This window comes from Chryseobacterium amylolyticum (genome assembly GCF_051011775.1).
Classification (GTDB): Bacteria; Bacteroidota; Bacteroidia; order Flavobacteriales; family Weeksellaceae; genus Chryseobacterium.
The window spans coordinates 188,742-205,173 of the sequence record NZ_JBPCHX010000003.1 but is presented as its reverse complement, the minus strand read 5'-3'; the positions used below and the strand labels follow the sequence as shown (position 1 = coordinate 205,173).

Sequence of the window (16,432 nt, the reverse complement as noted above, 5' to 3'; positions counted from 1 at the left end):
AATCATGAAAAAGGTCTTAGCATCAGCATTCATTTTCACTTTTATTTTCAGCAGTGCCCAGGTTTCTGAATTTCAGAGGGCAGACTCACGCTATGAAAGAAAGAAAACGGCTCTGTATAATAAATATCCTAAGCCTAATGATTTAAGAACAAAGAAAGAATGGCTTCTGACGGAGGATAAAATAACAGCATATAAGACGGCTTTGGATAAAGCTTCTCTCGAGGATCAGAAAATGATTGCTGCCGACCCTCCAGTAAAAACAAAAGTCACTAAAGAAGCTGAATATGATAAAGGGAAGACAGGTTTTCAAAAGCTTTTATATGAAGCCGTAGATCTTGATTTTCTCAACTTTTCGTCGGATTCTTACAAAGCTACAATCAGTTTTGTGGTAGACTCTAAAGGAAATGCCCTTAACCCTAAAGTAAAAGGCAATAATGAAGATGTAAATGCATTCATTGAAGCTGCTTTTTACAGGATTAAAGATAAAGGCAAGTGGAAACCGGCAGAAGACAAAGGAAAACCGGTCTCTTCCAATCTTTCAGTCCCTTTAACATTAAATTTTAAAAAATAATATACAAACCCTGCTGGTATGACGGCGGGGCTTCTTTTTCATATAATGAAAACATAATCAAAGATCATTATGTTGTTGATATTAATTTAACACAATTCTTTTGTAAGTTTTAAATAATTCACTTAATTTTGATTAAAACTTAAAATCACTCTATATGAAAATGAAATCCAACCCCTTCAAAATCAACAGAAATTTTTACTTTACTTTTCTATTATCTGTTTTCTGTTTGTTTCTTTTAACGTCTTGTTCTCAGGATGATTCTGCAGATCTCCCTGCTGAAAAATCTTCCGAGTCTATTCAATTGAAGACTTTGGGCAATCTGACTTTACAGAAAAATGTTATTATTCTGAATGATGAATCAGTCAATGCAATTTCTAACCATAATGATGGAAAAATTACGTTTAGCCGTATGACTCCTCAAACGGACAGTATTTCGGTAGGAACTGTTATTGTAGGGACTAAGGTAGAAGGTGATCAGGTAAGCACCATTCTTTCAAAAGTAAATTCTGTTTCAAAACTGAATAACCAATTTACAGTACAGACTTCCAGTGCCAAGCTTGAAGAATTTATCTATAGCGGAACACTGAGCGGAGTATATGATCCACAAGGAAAAGCTCCCGTTAATATTGATGGAAAAATGGTTAATTATGTCCCTGTAGAAGGCATGGTTTCTGAGCAAATTAACCAGAGAATACGTTCTATTGAAGCTAAAAATCTTCAAAATCAGAAACTAATTACCTTCAACCGTTATAATTTTAATAAAACCTTTTCGTTTCCTTTATCTTCGGCAGGAACATCCAGTGTTAATGTACAGGGAGGATTTACACCAAAGATTGATTATAATATTACATTCTCGTGGGGCCATTTGTCCAACTTCTATGTAAACCTCATTATGGATGACATCAAGCTTCAGAGCTCCGCGACTATTGCAGGAAGCCTGGGCTATACAGCCAGTACTACAGACTACCTGAATATTCCTATTGTTCCAATCGTCTTAGGACCTACAGGACTGATTTTAAGTCCTACCCTTTCTGCAGGCCCTTTCCTGGGAATAGAGGCTACAGGAAAAGTACAGGCACAGCTTCTGGATCTTGAAGGAAATGCCAACTTCTTGGTAAGCAAAGCTCCGGACATTAATATCAACCTTCAAAAAAAATCTGACCCTGCCATTACAAGCGCAGAAGGTAACTTATCTGCTGAAGCTGGTTTGGAAGCAAAAGGAGCTGTAGGATTAATGTTCCTTACCATTCCTATTGCTAATTCAGGGCTGAAAGGAAGAGCTTCTGCTCTTTCATCTTTAGGATTAACATTTGTTCCTCAAAGAAAAGGTGTAATTTCTGTAAAAGGCAAAATTCAGGCTGATATGTTCTATGGTTTTGGAATTGCTCCATTGCGGTATGAAGGAACTATTCCTCTTTTCAAAAAAGAACGTATGCTTTATCAGAAGGAGTTCAGCTTCTAAGCCAACTTATCCATATTATTATAAAAAGCCACTTTTACAGTGGCTTTTCTTTATTAAAGCTACCCATAAAATTCATTTACAGTACATTAAGTCAATTTTATTATATTTACAAGGAAGTACAATTTTAAACAATAACATTTAATACCAATTATCATGAAAACAATGAAAAAACTTTTGAGAAAAGACTTATCTTCCATTCTTGGCAGCGGGGGAAATGAATGCCATATGGGAGGAGATTCCTATAACTGCCAGAGTGACTGTGAGTGTGCCTGGGGAAAAGCCTGTGAAATGTATGAAGACGGAACACCCGGACAATGCATTGCTGTGGGTGGAGGCGGAAATCCTGGCGGTGGAGGCACCGGCGGATGCATCCCTCCTTCCATTTGTGAAGAACAACCTTATTAATGAATAGAAAACCGGGAACATAGATGTTCCTGGTTTTATTTTTTCATCGGGAAACAGGTCCTTGTCAAAGTATCCCTGCCGTTCATCAAATAAAATTTCATTCTCATCTTCATAGTTGTTGTTTTGCATCAGATTTTTAACAACAATTACATTATGAAGCAGCAATTTTTAGCGCTTAGTACTCTGTTATTATGCATCTTTTGCACAATAGAAACTAAAGCACAGCAGACTCCGGCTTTTCACATTGGAGTCAAGGGAGGGGCAAATTTTACAAAAACCTCAACGGAATCTTCTTCCTTGGAAGGGAAATACGGGTTCGGTTATCAGGCAGGAGTAATGACAAGAGTGGATCTCGGAAAACTGTATGTGCAGGGAGAAGCTCTGTTCAACAAAAGAAAGACATCGTTCCAGTCCCAAGACGGAGGCTCTTCCAAACTTTCCTGGAACGCTATTGATATTCCTGTGGTAGTAGGATATAAATTCATTAAAACCGAAGATTTTAATGTAAGAGCTTTCGCCGGAGGTGTCTACAGCTATGCCTTTAATAATAAATTATCCACTTCTCAGGCTCTTCAGGAAGGATTTAAAAAGTTTGACAAATCCAATATCGGAATTACGGGAGGTCTAGGATTAGATTATAAGAACTTCACGGTAGATTTGAGATATGAGACCGGTCTTACAAGCATCAGTAAAGAATTTAAGTCCAAACCCCACAGTTTTTCCCTTGGGATAGGTTATTTCCTGTTCTGAAAAACTTAAATTATCTTTACCATTAGAAACTGTTTTCCCTGCAGTTTCTAATTTTTTTATCAACCTATTTCCTGTTCCATGACAAAATCTTTTGTTTTAAAAGAATACATATTTACCTTTATTTTCTGGCTTGTACTGGCCATTGTATTGTGGTTTAATTTCCAGAGTACAACAGAAAGCTATCTGGCGATGACCCAGGCTGCAATTATTGCCGCATTTTCGTTTGCATTTACTCATTTTTTAACCAATAAGCTTTTGCCGAAAGCTCTTCGGGAAAAGAAAATGAAACTGTTTCTGGTGCAGCTGGTAATGGTTATTTTCATGCTTAGCCTGGTTTTCTCCGTTATATTCACATACCTTGAAGTGGAGCCCAAAGAGCAGCTTCCGGAAAATTTCAGAGATCAGCTGCCTTTTTTGTGGAAGGGCTTTTATATGTCCCTGCCTGCCTCATTCCTCATCAACGGAGCAGCCTGTGGTGTAAAATTTTACAATGAACATGGAAGAATAGAGCGAGATCATATTCTCCTTCAGCAGGCTCACCTGGAAAATCAGCTTAAACTTTTACAGGATCAGATCAATCCGCATGTAGTATTCAATATCCTGAATCATATCCATATTCTGATGAAAACGGATACCCAGCTTGCCGATTTTTTACTGATGAAATTTTCAGACATTCTGCGATACCAGCTGTATCACTGTAATCAGGCCATGGTTCCTCTGGATAAAGAAATTGAGTATCTCCAAAATCTTGTTGAGGTAGAAAAACTGAGGTGGGGAAATGAACTGGATGTAAAAGCCCAATGGCAAATCAATAACAGAAAAGCTTTTATTGCTCCATTACTTTTGGTCCCTTTTATAGAAAATGCATTTAAATACGTTTGCAGGCTTCCGGGACATAAAGGTTATGTGAAAATCTCCTGTAAAGAAAAAGACAATCAACTCTATTTTTATGTGGAAAATTCCTATTCGGATATGGCAACCTATAAAAAGAAGGACGGAACTGGTGGAATTGGCCTTCAAAATGTAAAAAAACGGTTGAAATTACAATATCCGGACTCCCATGATCTGAATATGGAATCGGATAATCACATCTTTAGAATAACATTAATACTAACACTATCTGACAGTTATGAGCTCTAATATTCCTAAAATGAAATGTCTTATTATTGATGATGAACCTCTGGCAAGATTTCATCTTAAAGAACTGGCTGATCAGATTGATTTTTTATCCGTTGAAGGAACCTGCGCAACAGCACTGGAAGCAGATACCAAAGTAAAAGAGAGTGAAATAGATCTTCTTTTCCTGGACATCAATATGCCTTATCTTACCGGCCTGGAGTTTCTGGAACAGCTTGAAAATCCTCCTTTATGTATCCTTACCACAGCTTATTCCGAATATGCTTTAGAAGGATTCCGGCTGCAAGTGGTGGATTATCTTTTAAAACCCATTGCCTTCAACAGATTTTATCAGGCTGTAAATAAGGCACAACAGCAATTTATCATCAGTGAAAAACTAAAAAAGAATACATCTCTTGATGATCCGTTCCTCTATGTAAGGCAGTCTGATACTTTCATTAAAGTTTCGTGGGTTGATATTCTGTACATTGAAAGCATGCAGAATTATACCAAGCTTCATTTTAAAGATAAATCATTGGTCATTCACCAGACGATGAAAGCGATTGAAGAATCACTTCCTTCGGATCATTTTTTCAGGATTCATAAATCATACCTCATCAATATTACCCATATTGATATGATCTCCGGCGGGCGTCTTTTCATTAATAAAACTGAATTACCTATTTCGCGTAACCGAAAGGAAGAATTACTTAATCAGGTAGTATATAAAAAGCTGATCAGTAAATAGAAAAATTGATAATATTAGAGGGAAGGCAGTAAAAGAATATTACTCCTTCCCTTTATTTTTTATGGCAGATTCCAGCGTAATGATACTGCTGCGTAAAATGTACTCGAAAATCTCGGATCAGCTATTTTTTTATCTCTGAAAATACTGCTGATTTTCCGGTCATTTTCACTAAAGCTCCGCAATATCGCTGTTCCTCCCGTGAGGCGCAACGTCAGTTTGTCATTGATTTTTAATTCCGGTCTGAGTCCTGCAGTGATCTGCTGATAACCCAGCAACATCGATTTTCCGTTTATATTTCTCTCTGCAGTCATTCCGTTCAGCTCTACAACGGCTTTTAAGGCAAATTTGTCCGAGAAAAGATATCCGGCTTCCATTCCTTCCGGGAAATTGATATTGAATTTAATTTTCCCGTTTGTTTTCCAGTCAAAATAAATCCACGGTAAAATCATAGGGACACCGAAAGCCGTGGTAAGTACCGGCCCGGCGCCTAAGGAAAGATTAGGATTAAAATGTCTGATAAACAAAATACCTCCCTGCCCCAGCACATCATCAAAGTCTACCTTTTCAAGATCTGTATATACTCCTACAGACGCTGTCATCATCATGCTCCACTTTTTACCCAAAGGTCTCATATGCTGTATTCCGACCTGTGCATTCAGCATCTGATCCGGAAACAGCTGAGTTTCATAATTTTTGTGTGCCATCTTTGCGTAAGATCCGCTGAGCAGCATAGACCAGGCTCTTACTTTCCCATCGGTATCTTTTTTTACAGACAACGGAATGCTGAGGTTCAGATCTACTCTTTTAAAATCACTTTTAGAATTGGTCTTTGTACTGTCTTCTGGACGAATATAATTGGATGCCGGGATATATTCGGTTTTAAGCTCTGCGGAGAGTCCGGACTGTGCATTCACCCAATATCCTAATGGCAATATACAGCATAAAGCTGCCGAAAGGGTTCTTTTCATATTTTAAATTTTATGCAAAGAGAACCCTTTGGATATTTTTTACAAAAATTACTTGATTAAGTGTCCGGATTGTGTGACAACAGGATCAAATAGCAGGATTAGTTTCTGTGGAAGATTGTGTATTTAAACTTTCCTTTTTCTGGGTCTTAAAAATACGATATCCGAACCAAACTGCAATTAATGCCATTGCAGAACGGGTTACCACCATTGGAATTATAGAATCTGCTTCTAAAAAGCCCAGCAATGCTGACATTAAAAATGTAACCATCAATTGCATAAAGCCCAGTAATGCAGCAGCTGTTCCTCTTCCTTCTTTAAACGGAGACAGTGCATGGGCTGATGTAATCGGAAATAAAATACCAATAGCCAGCAATGAAAGATAAAGCATGGCGATCTCCAATGCTACGGATAAATTTTCTGCCGCAATAAGGATGTGAAGCGTACATACCAACAGTAAAATAACTGTAGCTGCAAATAAAAGTGTTGAATTGCTTATTCTTTTAATCAGCTTAGGTGTAATGTAGGCCGCGGTAATCAAAGCCAATGAATTAAAGGCAAATATAAAGCTGAATACACTGCTTGAGAAACCATGAATTTCCATGAATAGAAACGGAGCATTCGAGATATAAATGATCAGAGAAGCAAAAGCTATACTTCCTACCATGGTACTGCTGATAAAATCTTTATTGGAAATAATCATTTTCAGCTGATCTTTTAACTTTTTTTCATCCGCTGCTTCATCATCAGGAAAATTGATCCTGGTATTGGTTTCGGGTACATATTTATACACCATAAAAAAGGTTATAAGTCCCATTATGCATAAAAAGGCAAAAGAACTGTTCCATCCCCAGAATCTAAGGAATACACTCCCCAGTAATGGCGCAACAATAGGAGCGATACCACTGATCTGCGACTGCTGGGAAAAGATAGTGACTGCTTTGTGCTTGTCATACAGATCAATAATGATCGCTCTTCCTACAACAATTCCGGCACTCCCTCCAAACGCCTGCAGGAAACGCATTGCCCATAATACATAGATATCTGAAGTAAAATAGATGGCTGTAGCTCCTGTAATAAAAAGTAAAAGGCCGCAGTACAGCACAGGCTTCCGTCCTTTCTTATCAGATAAGGGCCCCCACAACAGCTGTCCAAAAGCAAATCCGGCAAAAAACACAGAAATGGATATCTGGATATGCCCGATATCGGTATTAAAAATCTTGGCCATATTAGGAAAAGCAGGAAGATAAAGATCTATACTTAATGACTCCAGCGTGTTGAGCAGTGCAAGAATAAACACTACAATATTCAAATTCTTCTTCATAAATAACGGTAAGCCTTACGGGCATTTTTTCAGCTGCAAAGTTGCTTTAAAAACAATCGCTTTTCAATAAAAGAACTGAAGGAAGTATAGGACAAACTGAAGATTCAAACTGAACAATAAATGAAAAATATCATTTTAAACTTATTGTTATAGTAAATACTGAAGATTACCTTTTTTCATTATTCTTAAAACAATCGGGTGTCTGGCCGGTATGTTTCTTGAAAAATCGGGAAAAATATGAAGCATCATTAAAACCAAGTTTAAAAGCAATTTCCTTCACCGTAAGGGCTCCGAAGCTAAGCTCTCTTTTGGCTTCCAGGATGAGACGCTGGGAAATCATCTTTTTTACAGTTGTCCCTCTCAAAAGACGTACAATATCATTAAGATGATGGCTGCTTATTTTTAGCTGATCAGCATAGAAATCCGTTTCTTTATGCGCAATATAATTCCGTTCAATAAGTCCCACCAGTTCCTGAATACGCTGACGGTCATTCTGTAGAGGCTCCTGAGGAATAATCTGTTCCCCGATGATGATACAGAATGCTTTCAGATATGCCTTCAAAAGTTCCGTCCTTGCTGTGGTTTTATATTCCTGTTCCATCAGGGAGATAATGGTGATGCAGGTCTTTTCATTTTCTGGGTTCAAAAGAAAGGGAAGCTCCCCTCCGTTGAGTACTGATTCTATCTCACATGCTTCATTGAAAATTTCTCTGCTTATAGCCATGGCATATCCTTCCTCTCCCGCCAGTTTCATATTGAAGGCCTGCCCCGGTGCAATGATACAGATTTGATTGTTTTCAAGTCTGTAGCTTTCAAAATCCAGTTCCAGCCGGCTGTTTTCAAATACTTCCCTGAACCAGATAATTTCAAAAAAATTATGCCGGTGCACATCATGGAAATTTTCAGGACCTGCTGCACTCAGGGTACTCATTTGAAACTCTTCAGAAGTCAGATGGTGAACCGGGATTTCTTTTTCAGACGTAATCATCACTAAAGTGTAAAATAATTAACTGGAAACAAAAACCACAGCAAAAAAAGCTGCGGTTTTCTTACAATATTTAAAATTAAATATAATTTTTCGGTTATTGGTTCAGGAAAGCATCCCATCCCTGGGCAGTAAGTGCTACCAGTTGATTAGATCCTCTGGCCACCATAAAGTTTCCTTCTTCTTTTTCTACAGCATGTCCTATAATGGTAAAGTCCGGATGATTTTTAATCTTATCAAAATCGTTGGGAGAGATCGTGAACAAAAGCTCATAATCTTCACCACCACTTAATGCCGTCATTACCGGATTCAGATTCATTTCATCCGCAGTAGAAATTGTAAGACTGTCCAGCGGAATTTTTTCTTCGTATAATCTGAAACCTACCTTAGACTGATCCGAAAGGTGGAGAATTTCGGAAGCTAAGCCATCAGAAATATCAATCATAGAAGTTGGTTTAATATCCAGTTCTTCCAGAATCTTTTTGACATCTGTTCTTGCTTCAGGTTTCAGCTGTCTTTCCAGAATATAATCATAACCTTCCATTTCAGGCTGCATATTCGGATCAGCAAGGAAAACGGCGTGTTCTCTTTCAAGAATCTGCAAGCCCATATACGCTCCGCCCAGATCTCCGGTTACTACAAGAAGATCATTTGGCTTCGCACCGCTTCTTTTTACTATATTTTCTTCGTTTTCAATTCCTACAGCGGTAATACTCATGACCAATCCTGAATTGGAACTTGTGGTGTCCCCTCCGATCAGGTCGACTTTGTACCTTCCGCAAGCGGCCTGAATTCCTGAATAGATTTCCTCCAAAGCCTCCACCGGAAAACGGTTGGATACAGCAAGAGAAACCAGAATCTGCGTAGGAGTTGCATTCATAGCAGCGATATCGCTGAGGTTTACCACCACTGCCTTATATCCCAAATGTTTTAAAGGAACATAGCCCAGATTAAAATGTACCCCTTCTGCCAGTACATCTGTTGTAAGAACTACTTTTTTGCCGTCCGGATTAATGACTGCCGCATCATCTCCTACCCCAAGCTCTGAAGATTCATTGGATAACGGAAAATGCTCCGTCAAATGTTTAATTAGACCGAATTCTCCTAATTTTGAGATGGGTGTAAGTTCCTGTGATTTATCTTCAAACATGATTTTTTGTATTAATGTCCAATGTAAAAAGTACGAATGAATTTAAAATTGCTTCTCCAACATTGAACCTTGAATTTTAAACTTTGAATTATTGAGTAAGCTCTGCCGGGTCGATATTATGTGGGTGGAAAGGCAGCTTTTTAAAATCTTCTTTCGACAGCACCACTGTTTCCGGGCTCTTGTATTTATTCATTGCTTCCACTACATCATCCGGCGGAGTGGTCATTTTTCTAAGCATCATATCAATCCATACTCCTGTAGCTTCTGACGTTGCACAATGTACGCCATCCGGAGTATAGAACTTATGCAGGAAACGGTAGATAGAAGAGTCTTCTGAACATCCGTCTATTTCCACACTTACGATTACCGTCTGGTCTGCATAGATCTCTTTAAAGAAAGAATATCTCTCATGCAGGATCACCGGGCCGATCCCCCATCTGCTTAACTGGGTAACCCCCATTTTCTCTTTAGTCATAAAAGCCATTCTGGCTTGCGCACAATACTGTACATATGATGAATTGGCTAAGTGCTTGTTGGCATCAAGATCGCTCCATCGCACTTCAAATTTATGGTAGAAAATCATTTGAAAATCGTTTTTGGTCTCACTAAAATTATAATCTTCAAAAATACTCAAATAAGATGGTTTATAAAAATTGTACTTTTGAAAAAATAATCTTCCGCATAGGATTACATATACATGAAACAGATCATTATTATCGGAGGCGGTGCTGCAGGCTTTTTCTGTGCATCCAATCTTGACGAAAAGAAATATACAATTACGATTTTAGAACAGAATTCTGATGTCCTTCAGAAGGTTAAAATTTCCGGAGGCGGACGCTGCAATGTAACTCATGCCTGTTTTGATCCAAGAGAGCTTGTTCAGTTTTATCCCCGTGGAAATAAAGAACTGCTGAGTGTTTTTACTAAATTCCAGCCCGGCGATACGATGGAATGGTTTGACCAGCGCAATGTTCCGTTAAAAATTGAAAGTGATAACAGGACTTTTCCGGAAAGCAATTCTTCTCAGACCATCATCAATACTTTTCTGAATGAAACACAAAAGAAAAATGTATCTGTAAAAACAAAATGTACGGTAAAAGAGATTGAGAAACAGGGTGAAAAATATAGGGTGAGAACCAATTCCGGGGATTTTGAGGCAGATTATATTGTGTATACTACCGGAAGTTCTCCAAAATCACTCAAAATTGTTGAAAATCTTGGACATAAGATTGTAGACCTTGTTCCTTCCCTTTTTACATTTAATATTAAAGATGAACTCCTGAAAGAGCTTCCGGGAACAAGCTTTGAAAATGCAGGAATTTCAATTCCGAAGCTGAAAACAGAAGAAAGCGGACCTTTGCTCATTACGCACTGGGGACTTTCAGGACCTGCTGTTCTGAAAATTTCTGCCTGGGAAGCGATAAGTCTTGCCAGGCTTCAATATAACTTTGAAATTGAAGTTAATTTTATTTCGAAAGAAATGGATGAGGCAGAAGATATCTTTCAGAAATTCAAACAAACCCATCCTAAAAAAACGGTCGCACAGTCTAAGATTTTTGATATTACCAACAGATTCTGGCAGAAGATTATAGAAATTTCAAAGGTTGATCTTAACAAACAGGTAGCCAATGTTTCCGGAAAGGAAATGCAGAAAATACTGGAAAATCTTTGCAGGAGAAAATTTCAGGTAACCGGAAAATCGACTTTCAAGGACGAGTTTGTAACAGCCGGAGGTGTTGATTTAAAGGAAATTAACTTCAAAAACATGTCTTCAAAACTGCTCCCTAATTTTTATATTGCCGGAGAGGTTTTGAATATCGATGCGGTGACCGGCGGGTTTAATTTCCAGGCTTGCTGGAGTGAAGGATGGCTCATTGCTCAGGATCTCAACAGCTTATAAAAAAGTATTATTTTTACGAAAAACTATAACCATGAAAAAAATTTTCGGTTCCTTTCTTTTATTCTGGCTCTTTTTAGGATATAGCCAGGAAAGAACAATTGTTTCTGACTGGACTTCACTTACCCAGGCCGTCAATATAGAGAATAAACCGAACTGGAACTTCCGCATCACTGCAAAAATCAGGAAAGAAAATGAGGATAATGGTTCCAATTGCGGACTGTGGTGCAGAATAGACAATAAAGATGAATCTACAGGTTTTTTTGAAAATCAATATTACGGAATCAAAGTAACCCATGAATGGAAAACATATGAAATAAAAGGGACCATCAGCCCCTCAGCAAAAACTATGAATATCGGTGCTTTTGCTCAAAACAACGGGGATTTTTATTTTGACGATTTCAAGCTGGAAGTCAATGACGGAAAATCAAAAAAATGGATCGAAATTCCTTTGCAAAACTCAGGTTTTGAGAAAGATATTACAGCATCTGGTGGTTGGTTTGAAGGAATACATTTCCAGAGAGTAACGCACGTAAAGCACTTTACAATTGGAGCTTCAGATTATAAGCCATTCAGTGGTAGCAGATCATTGCTGATGAAAGGGCATGATATTATCGGTACAATGCCGCATGGAAAATTTATGGATGTTAACGGCATCAAATTATATTATGAGGTTTATGGAGAAGGTGAACCTGTACTTTTGCTTCATGGTAACGGCCAATCTATCAGTGCTTTTATGAACCAGAAGGATACATTTGCCCAAAAATATAAAGTCATTATCGTTGATTGCCGTGAACGTGGAAAATCTACTTACGATAAAACAAAAGAACTTACTTTTGATATTCAGACAGAAGATATTAAGCTGTTTTTAGAGAAACTCAACATCAAAAAAACAAAGATCCTGGGCTGGAGTGACGGCGGAATTCTTGCCTTGTCCATGGCAATGAAATACCCTCAGATGGTAGATAAAATAGCGTGCTCCGGAGCCAATATTTATCCGGAAGGAGTTAAAGATGATGAGCTGAAATCCATGAAGGAAATGCTTGCCAGCCTTATTAAAGAGAATAAGGATCATAAAAATGATATCCTTATTGATCTTTTGAATCTGGACCTGAAGTATCCGAACTGGAAGTATGAAGACCTGAATAAAATACAGTGTCCATCATTGATTATTGCAGGAGATAAAGACATTATAAAAACAGAACATACCGTAAAAATAGCAGAATCAATTCCCCATGGGCAATTGGCTATTATTCCTAATTCAGGCCATTTTGTTCCTGAGGAAAAACCGGAACTGTTCAATGAATTAGTCATTGATTTCTTTGAAAATAAATAACGTCAATATTCAGATTTAAACAGACAATGCTCTCTGCCAAAAGAAATATCTCTGCTTTCTTTAAAATCCTTCTTATTGCAGGATTTGTATATTTCTTTTGGCTGATGTTGGGAATTACCTTAGAATATATCCCATTTAATCCCGAAGTCAGTTTTCTGATGATTAAACAGACGGAAGTATCAGCAAGACCGGAATATCTTACATTGTTCTATACGCATGTTTATACAAGTATTTTTGTACTTCTTTCAGGTTTTCTGGCCATTCTCAGAAAAGATTTTGGACTGAAAAACTTTCACCGGAATACCGGAAAAGTGTATATTCTTCTTATTCTGATCTTTGCTGCACCCTCGGGAATTTATATGGGGCTCTTTGCCAATGGGGGCTTTTTATCAAAAACTTCTTTTGTCATATTAGGCTTTTTATGGTGGTTTTCAACATACAAGGCCTATCAGCTGGCAAAACAAAAGAAATTTAAAGAACACGAACAATGGATGTGGCGGAGTTTTGCCTTTACATTATCTGCCATTACCCTGAGAATGTGGAAAGTAATTATTGTATATTTATTTCATCCCAACCCCATGGATGTTTATCAGGTTATCGCATGGCTGGGCTGGATTCCCAACATCCTCATTATTGAATATTTAATCACAAAAAAACATATATGAAAATTGTAAAGTACACTCTTATTTCTTTACTGGCAGTTTCTTTGGTAAGCTGCAAAAAAGAAGCAAAAACCAATGAGTCCGGAAAGGATTCTCTGACCGCAAAGAAAGATTCTGTTGTTGTTCCTGAAGTACACAAAGAATATTACGGAATTTATACCGGAGAATTTGCCGGAATGGAAAAGGTAGTTGACGAAACAGACGGCTCGGAATATGATGTTGATAATTACAAAAGAATTTCTTTAAAAATCAACAGAATTACCAAGGACAGTGTTTACGGGCAAAGTATCGTGAATGGCAATCAGCGCCCGTTCAGAGGGGTTTTCAATGAAGCTACGGCATCTTTTGTGCTTGATGAACCGGGAAATGACAAAACAGACGGAAGATTTGAAGTAAAACTGAAAGGAGACAGCTTAACCGGAAAATGGAATGCATTCGATAAAACATCCGTTAAAGCCCCTTTAAAAACCCTGAAACTGATTAAAAAAGAGTTTGTTTACAATCCCAACTTTATGCTGGATAAGGATTCTGATCTGGTAGACTGGTCAAATTCTAAAGAGTTCACCGAAAAATATACAGATGAGGAAACCGGTAAAACAGAAAGCTATAAAACAACTAAAAACCGTTTCGCTTCCGAAGCCATATTCAAGCTGAATGCATCCAAGCAGAAATTAACTGAAAAAGATCTTAAAAACTTAAGAAAGCTTGATCTTGAAATTATCAAAAATTCTGTATTTGCAAGACATGGCTACTCCTTCAAAAAAGAAACCTACAGAAATTTCTTTGAGCAGACAGATTGGTATATCCCTGTCTCTAATAATGTAGACAATGATCTTTCTCCTCTTGAAAAGGAAAATGTGGCGTTACTGAACCGCTTTACCAAATATGCTGAGGATAAGTATGACAGTTTTGGAAGATAGGTGCCGGACTGCAGGCGTTAGGGATTAGGGGCCGAGGTTACGCCACCATTGTTTGCCATCCTTACGAAAATATAGAGAATCAGGCAGCCTATGGTATAGCACAGATTATCAATCCATGAAAAAGAATTTCCGATCACAATATACATCAGGCTTCCAGGACGGAAGCCTAGTTTTTCTGCCATATGAAAATACTGTGCAGATTCTACTAAAAATGAAAAAATCAAAATTCCAGAAATCAGCTTCTGGTCATTTACTTTTACAAAACTCCTGACAAAAGTATAAAGGAGCATCACCACAATGACATCTCCGAGATATGCCCTCACGAAGAAAATATGGCTTAGTTTGGTGGCAATCAATACTTCTACCAGAAAAATAAAGATTGTGATAAGGAAATATTTCAGACTGAATTGTAATTTCATTTTAAACCGGGTTTAAGGCATAAAAAATTGATATTCCCGGAAATCTCTGTCTGTTGCACTTTATTGATCAGGCTAATCATTTATAAAAGACAAAATATTATCATTCAACAATATACAAAAACAAAATGTACCGCTAAAAAAAATATTTTACAAATAAAGGATTTATTTGTATCATCAATTCATTTTTTTGATATTTTTACAGCCTTAAAAATTAAACCATGAAAAAAACTTATTTACTTCTGCCAATCTTCTTTTTGGCTTCATGTTCAAGCAGCAATGATGAAACAGATTCATCCAACAATAATGGGAATAACAATGGCAACAATAATTCCGGCACTCCTGTCTTAATCTCGAAACTTACTGTAGATGGAGATACATCCGTATTCACCTATAATGGCTCAAAAATTTCTCAGGTTAAAAATATTAATACTGGAGAAGTTTCCACTTATACATATACCGGAGATTTAATAACGGAAGAATTAACCACGGGAGGAAGCTCAACCTTTAAAGTAAATTATACTTATGATGGAAGCGGAAGATTAATTAAAAAAGTGAGTGTACAACATATGCTTGTTAATGGATACACCGCAACAGATGAATATAATTATGCCTATACTTCCAATACTACTTTAAAAATAACTTATACCAAGACTGTTGCAGGAAATTTCACAGGATCTCCTTCTGTAACAACAGGAACTAAAAATGCGACATTAAATGCAGATGGTTCATTAAATAGTTGGACAGAAACGGCCTCAATCCCTATTCCTGGTACTTCTGGTTTTAATTCTGCTACCGGTATTTTGAAGCCTATTGTATATGATACAAAGAATTCTCCACATAAAAATATAACAGGATATCTAAAGATTATTGATACTGAAGATGAAAATGGATCTTCTCACAATATTTTAAGTTATAGTGATAAACTGGATCTTAACAATGGTTCTGGAGGGGCTATGTGGGGAATATTTAAGTCCACTTATGAATATAATACAAGTAACTATCCTACCAAAAATGTCAGAGTTTATTATGACAAGACATCCACTAACGTAACAAGCAGTGAGGTTATTACATACGAATACAATCACTTATAATACAGAAGAGCGCTCAGGCGCTCTTTTTTATTTTCTTTAGTTCACAGATTTTATTTTTCACACACTATAGAATTATGCAGATAATTTCGTATATTTGAGTTGAATCAAAACTAAAATATCATGAAAAAATCAAACATTCAGAAAAGAAAACTAACCAAAAACGAATTGAAAGACATTAATGGGGGCAACGGCCCTATTGTATGTCCTGAAGGGCTTTGCGACAGAGGTGACGGTGAATATGTAATCGGGCCTGTAGGAAGAAACGGCTATTGCTGTTAATATCCGCTAACTTTGTTAGATATAGAATAAGGATTGAGGCAACTCCTCAATCTTTTTTTATAAAACTCTATTTCAAACAAAACATAACATTTTGACTCACAATATTTTGAACATACTAAAATAACTTGTAAATTAGCTTTTACCAAATTAAAATTATTATGAAAAATTCAAAAAATCAGAAAAGAAAGCTTAGTAAAAATGAGCTGAAAGAGATCAGCGGAGGAGCCAACAGACCGATCTGCCCAAGAGTGATAAGCTGTACAGATCCGGATACCGGAGAAGAGCGATATGGAGTTCCGGGCATGCAGGACGGATTCTGCTGCTAGTAAAATAAGACTAAAAAAATGATTGG

The 16,432-nt window shown here is 37.3% G+C and carries 19 protein-coding genes; 13 read left to right on the top strand and 6 right to left on the bottom strand.

From position 1 onward, the window contains the following. The first annotated feature begins 4 nt into the window (after positions 1-4). From ACR1PO_RS09710 to ACR1PO_RS09685, 6 genes are all read left to right on the top strand, one after another. The gene (locus ACR1PO_RS09710; RefSeq protein ID WP_332388699.1) at positions 5-571 is read left to right on the top strand and encodes an energy transducer TonB; all 567 of its coding nucleotides are present in this window, start codon (positions 5-7) and stop codon (positions 569-571) included. Between the two features lie 154 nt (positions 572-725). Continuing rightward, entirely contained in the window at positions 726-2,033 is a 1,308-nt protein-coding gene (locus ACR1PO_RS09705; protein WP_433986629.1) for a hypothetical protein, read from the top strand. A 162-nt stretch (positions 2,034-2,195) separates the two neighbouring features. Further along, complete coding sequence (locus tag ACR1PO_RS09700) at positions 2,196-2,438, top strand: hypothetical protein (protein ID WP_332388701.1); 243 nt, start codon at positions 2,196-2,198, stop codon at positions 2,436-2,438. Between the two features lie 153 nt (positions 2,439-2,591). Next, complete coding sequence (locus ACR1PO_RS09695) at positions 2,592-3,188, top strand: porin family protein (protein ID WP_433986628.1); 597 nt, start codon at positions 2,592-2,594, stop codon at positions 3,186-3,188. Between the two features lie 78 nt (positions 3,189-3,266). Beyond that, positions 3,267-4,328 carry a sensor histidine kinase gene (locus tag ACR1PO_RS09690; protein WP_332388704.1) on the top strand — a complete coding sequence of 354 codons (1,062 nt, stop codon included), beginning with the start codon at positions 3,267-3,269 and terminating at the stop codon, positions 4,326-4,328. Continuing rightward, on the top strand, positions 4,318-5,052 hold the full coding sequence (locus ACR1PO_RS09685) for a LytR/AlgR family response regulator transcription factor (RefSeq protein ID WP_332388705.1): 735 nt from the start codon (positions 4,318-4,320) through the stop codon (positions 5,050-5,052). Before ACR1PO_RS09690 ends, ACR1PO_RS09685 begins: the two co-directional genes overlap by 11 nt. 59 nt (positions 5,053-5,111) lie before the next feature. On the opposite strand, the gene ACR1PO_RS09680 is transcribed toward ACR1PO_RS09685, so the two are convergent. The 5 genes from ACR1PO_RS09680 to ACR1PO_RS09660 all read right to left on the bottom strand — a co-directional run bounded on the left by ACR1PO_RS09680 (position 5,112) and on the right by ACR1PO_RS09660 (position 10,059). Continuing rightward, positions 5,112-6,020: a DUF6268 family outer membrane beta-barrel protein gene (locus tag ACR1PO_RS09680; protein ID WP_332388706.1), complete on the bottom strand. Its 909-nt coding sequence runs from the start codon at positions 6,018-6,020 to the stop codon at positions 5,112-5,114. 85 nt (positions 6,021-6,105) lie between these two features. Beyond that, positions 6,106-7,341, bottom strand: coding sequence for a multidrug effflux MFS transporter (locus ACR1PO_RS09675; protein ID WP_433986627.1), 1,236 nt, complete (start codon positions 7,339-7,341; stop codon positions 6,106-6,108). Between the two features lie 166 nt (positions 7,342-7,507). After that, positions 7,508-8,329: a helix-turn-helix domain-containing protein gene (locus ACR1PO_RS09670; protein WP_433986626.1), complete on the bottom strand. Its 822-nt coding sequence runs from the start codon at positions 8,327-8,329 to the stop codon at positions 7,508-7,510. A 94-nt stretch (positions 8,330-8,423) separates the two neighbouring features. Further along, positions 8,424-9,476, bottom strand: a complete 1,053-nt coding sequence (gene thiL / locus ACR1PO_RS09665; protein WP_433986625.1) for a thiamine-phosphate kinase — start codon at positions 9,474-9,476, stop codon at positions 8,424-8,426. A gap of 88 nt (positions 9,477-9,564) precedes the next feature. Next, a complete protein-coding gene (locus tag ACR1PO_RS09660) occupies positions 9,565-10,059 on the bottom strand; it encodes an acyl-CoA thioesterase (protein WP_041462010.1) in 495 nt (164 codons plus the stop codon). Positions 10,060-10,173: 114 nt separating this feature from the next. On the opposite strand from ACR1PO_RS09660, the gene ACR1PO_RS09655 reads away from it, so the two are divergent. Genes ACR1PO_RS09655 through ACR1PO_RS09640 form a run of 4 tightly spaced genes read left to right on the top strand, consistent with a single transcriptional unit; the run spans position 10,174 to position 14,291 of the window. After that, entirely contained in the window at positions 10,174-11,376 is a 1,203-nt protein-coding gene (locus ACR1PO_RS09655) for a BaiN/RdsA family NAD(P)/FAD-dependent oxidoreductase (protein WP_433986624.1), read from the top strand. A 31-nt stretch (positions 11,377-11,407) separates the two neighbouring features. Further along, positions 11,408-12,709: an alpha/beta fold hydrolase gene (locus ACR1PO_RS09650; RefSeq protein WP_433986623.1), complete on the top strand. Its 1,302-nt coding sequence runs from the start codon at positions 11,408-11,410 to the stop codon at positions 12,707-12,709. Between the two features lie 26 nt (positions 12,710-12,735). Further along, positions 12,736-13,374: a DUF2306 domain-containing protein gene (locus ACR1PO_RS09645; RefSeq protein WP_433986622.1), complete on the top strand. Its 639-nt coding sequence runs from the start codon at positions 12,736-12,738 to the stop codon at positions 13,372-13,374. Further along, positions 13,371-14,291 (top strand): YARHG domain-containing protein, encoded by a 921-nt coding sequence (locus tag ACR1PO_RS09640; protein ID WP_433986621.1) that lies wholly within the window; start codon positions 13,371-13,373, stop codon positions 14,289-14,291. The genes ACR1PO_RS09645 and ACR1PO_RS09640 overlap by 4 nt, the downstream gene beginning before the upstream one ends. Before the next feature lie 17 nt (positions 14,292-14,308). On the opposite strand, the gene ACR1PO_RS09635 is transcribed toward ACR1PO_RS09640, so the two are convergent. Further along, a complete protein-coding gene (locus ACR1PO_RS09635) occupies positions 14,309-14,710 on the bottom strand; it encodes a ribosomal maturation YjgA family protein (protein WP_332388713.1) in 402 nt (133 codons plus the stop codon). Positions 14,711-14,928: 218 nt separating this feature from the next. On the opposite strand from ACR1PO_RS09635, the gene ACR1PO_RS09630 reads away from it, so the two are divergent. The 3 genes from ACR1PO_RS09630 (at position 14,929) to ACR1PO_RS09620 (ending at position 16,406) form a co-directional block, all read left to right on the top strand. Continuing rightward, positions 14,929-15,801, top strand: a complete 873-nt coding sequence (locus ACR1PO_RS09630) for a hypothetical protein (RefSeq protein WP_332388714.1) — start codon at positions 14,929-14,931, stop codon at positions 15,799-15,801. A 120-nt stretch (positions 15,802-15,921) separates the two neighbouring features. Next, entirely contained in the window at positions 15,922-16,080 is a 159-nt protein-coding gene (locus tag ACR1PO_RS09625) for a class IIb bacteriocin, lactobin A/cerein 7B family (RefSeq protein WP_332388715.1), read from the top strand. A 158-nt stretch (positions 16,081-16,238) separates the two neighbouring features. Continuing rightward, a complete protein-coding gene (locus ACR1PO_RS09620) occupies positions 16,239-16,406 on the top strand; it encodes a bacteriocin (protein ID WP_002982158.1) in 168 nt (55 codons plus the stop codon). The last annotated feature ends 26 nt before the right edge of the window (positions 16,407-16,432 follow it).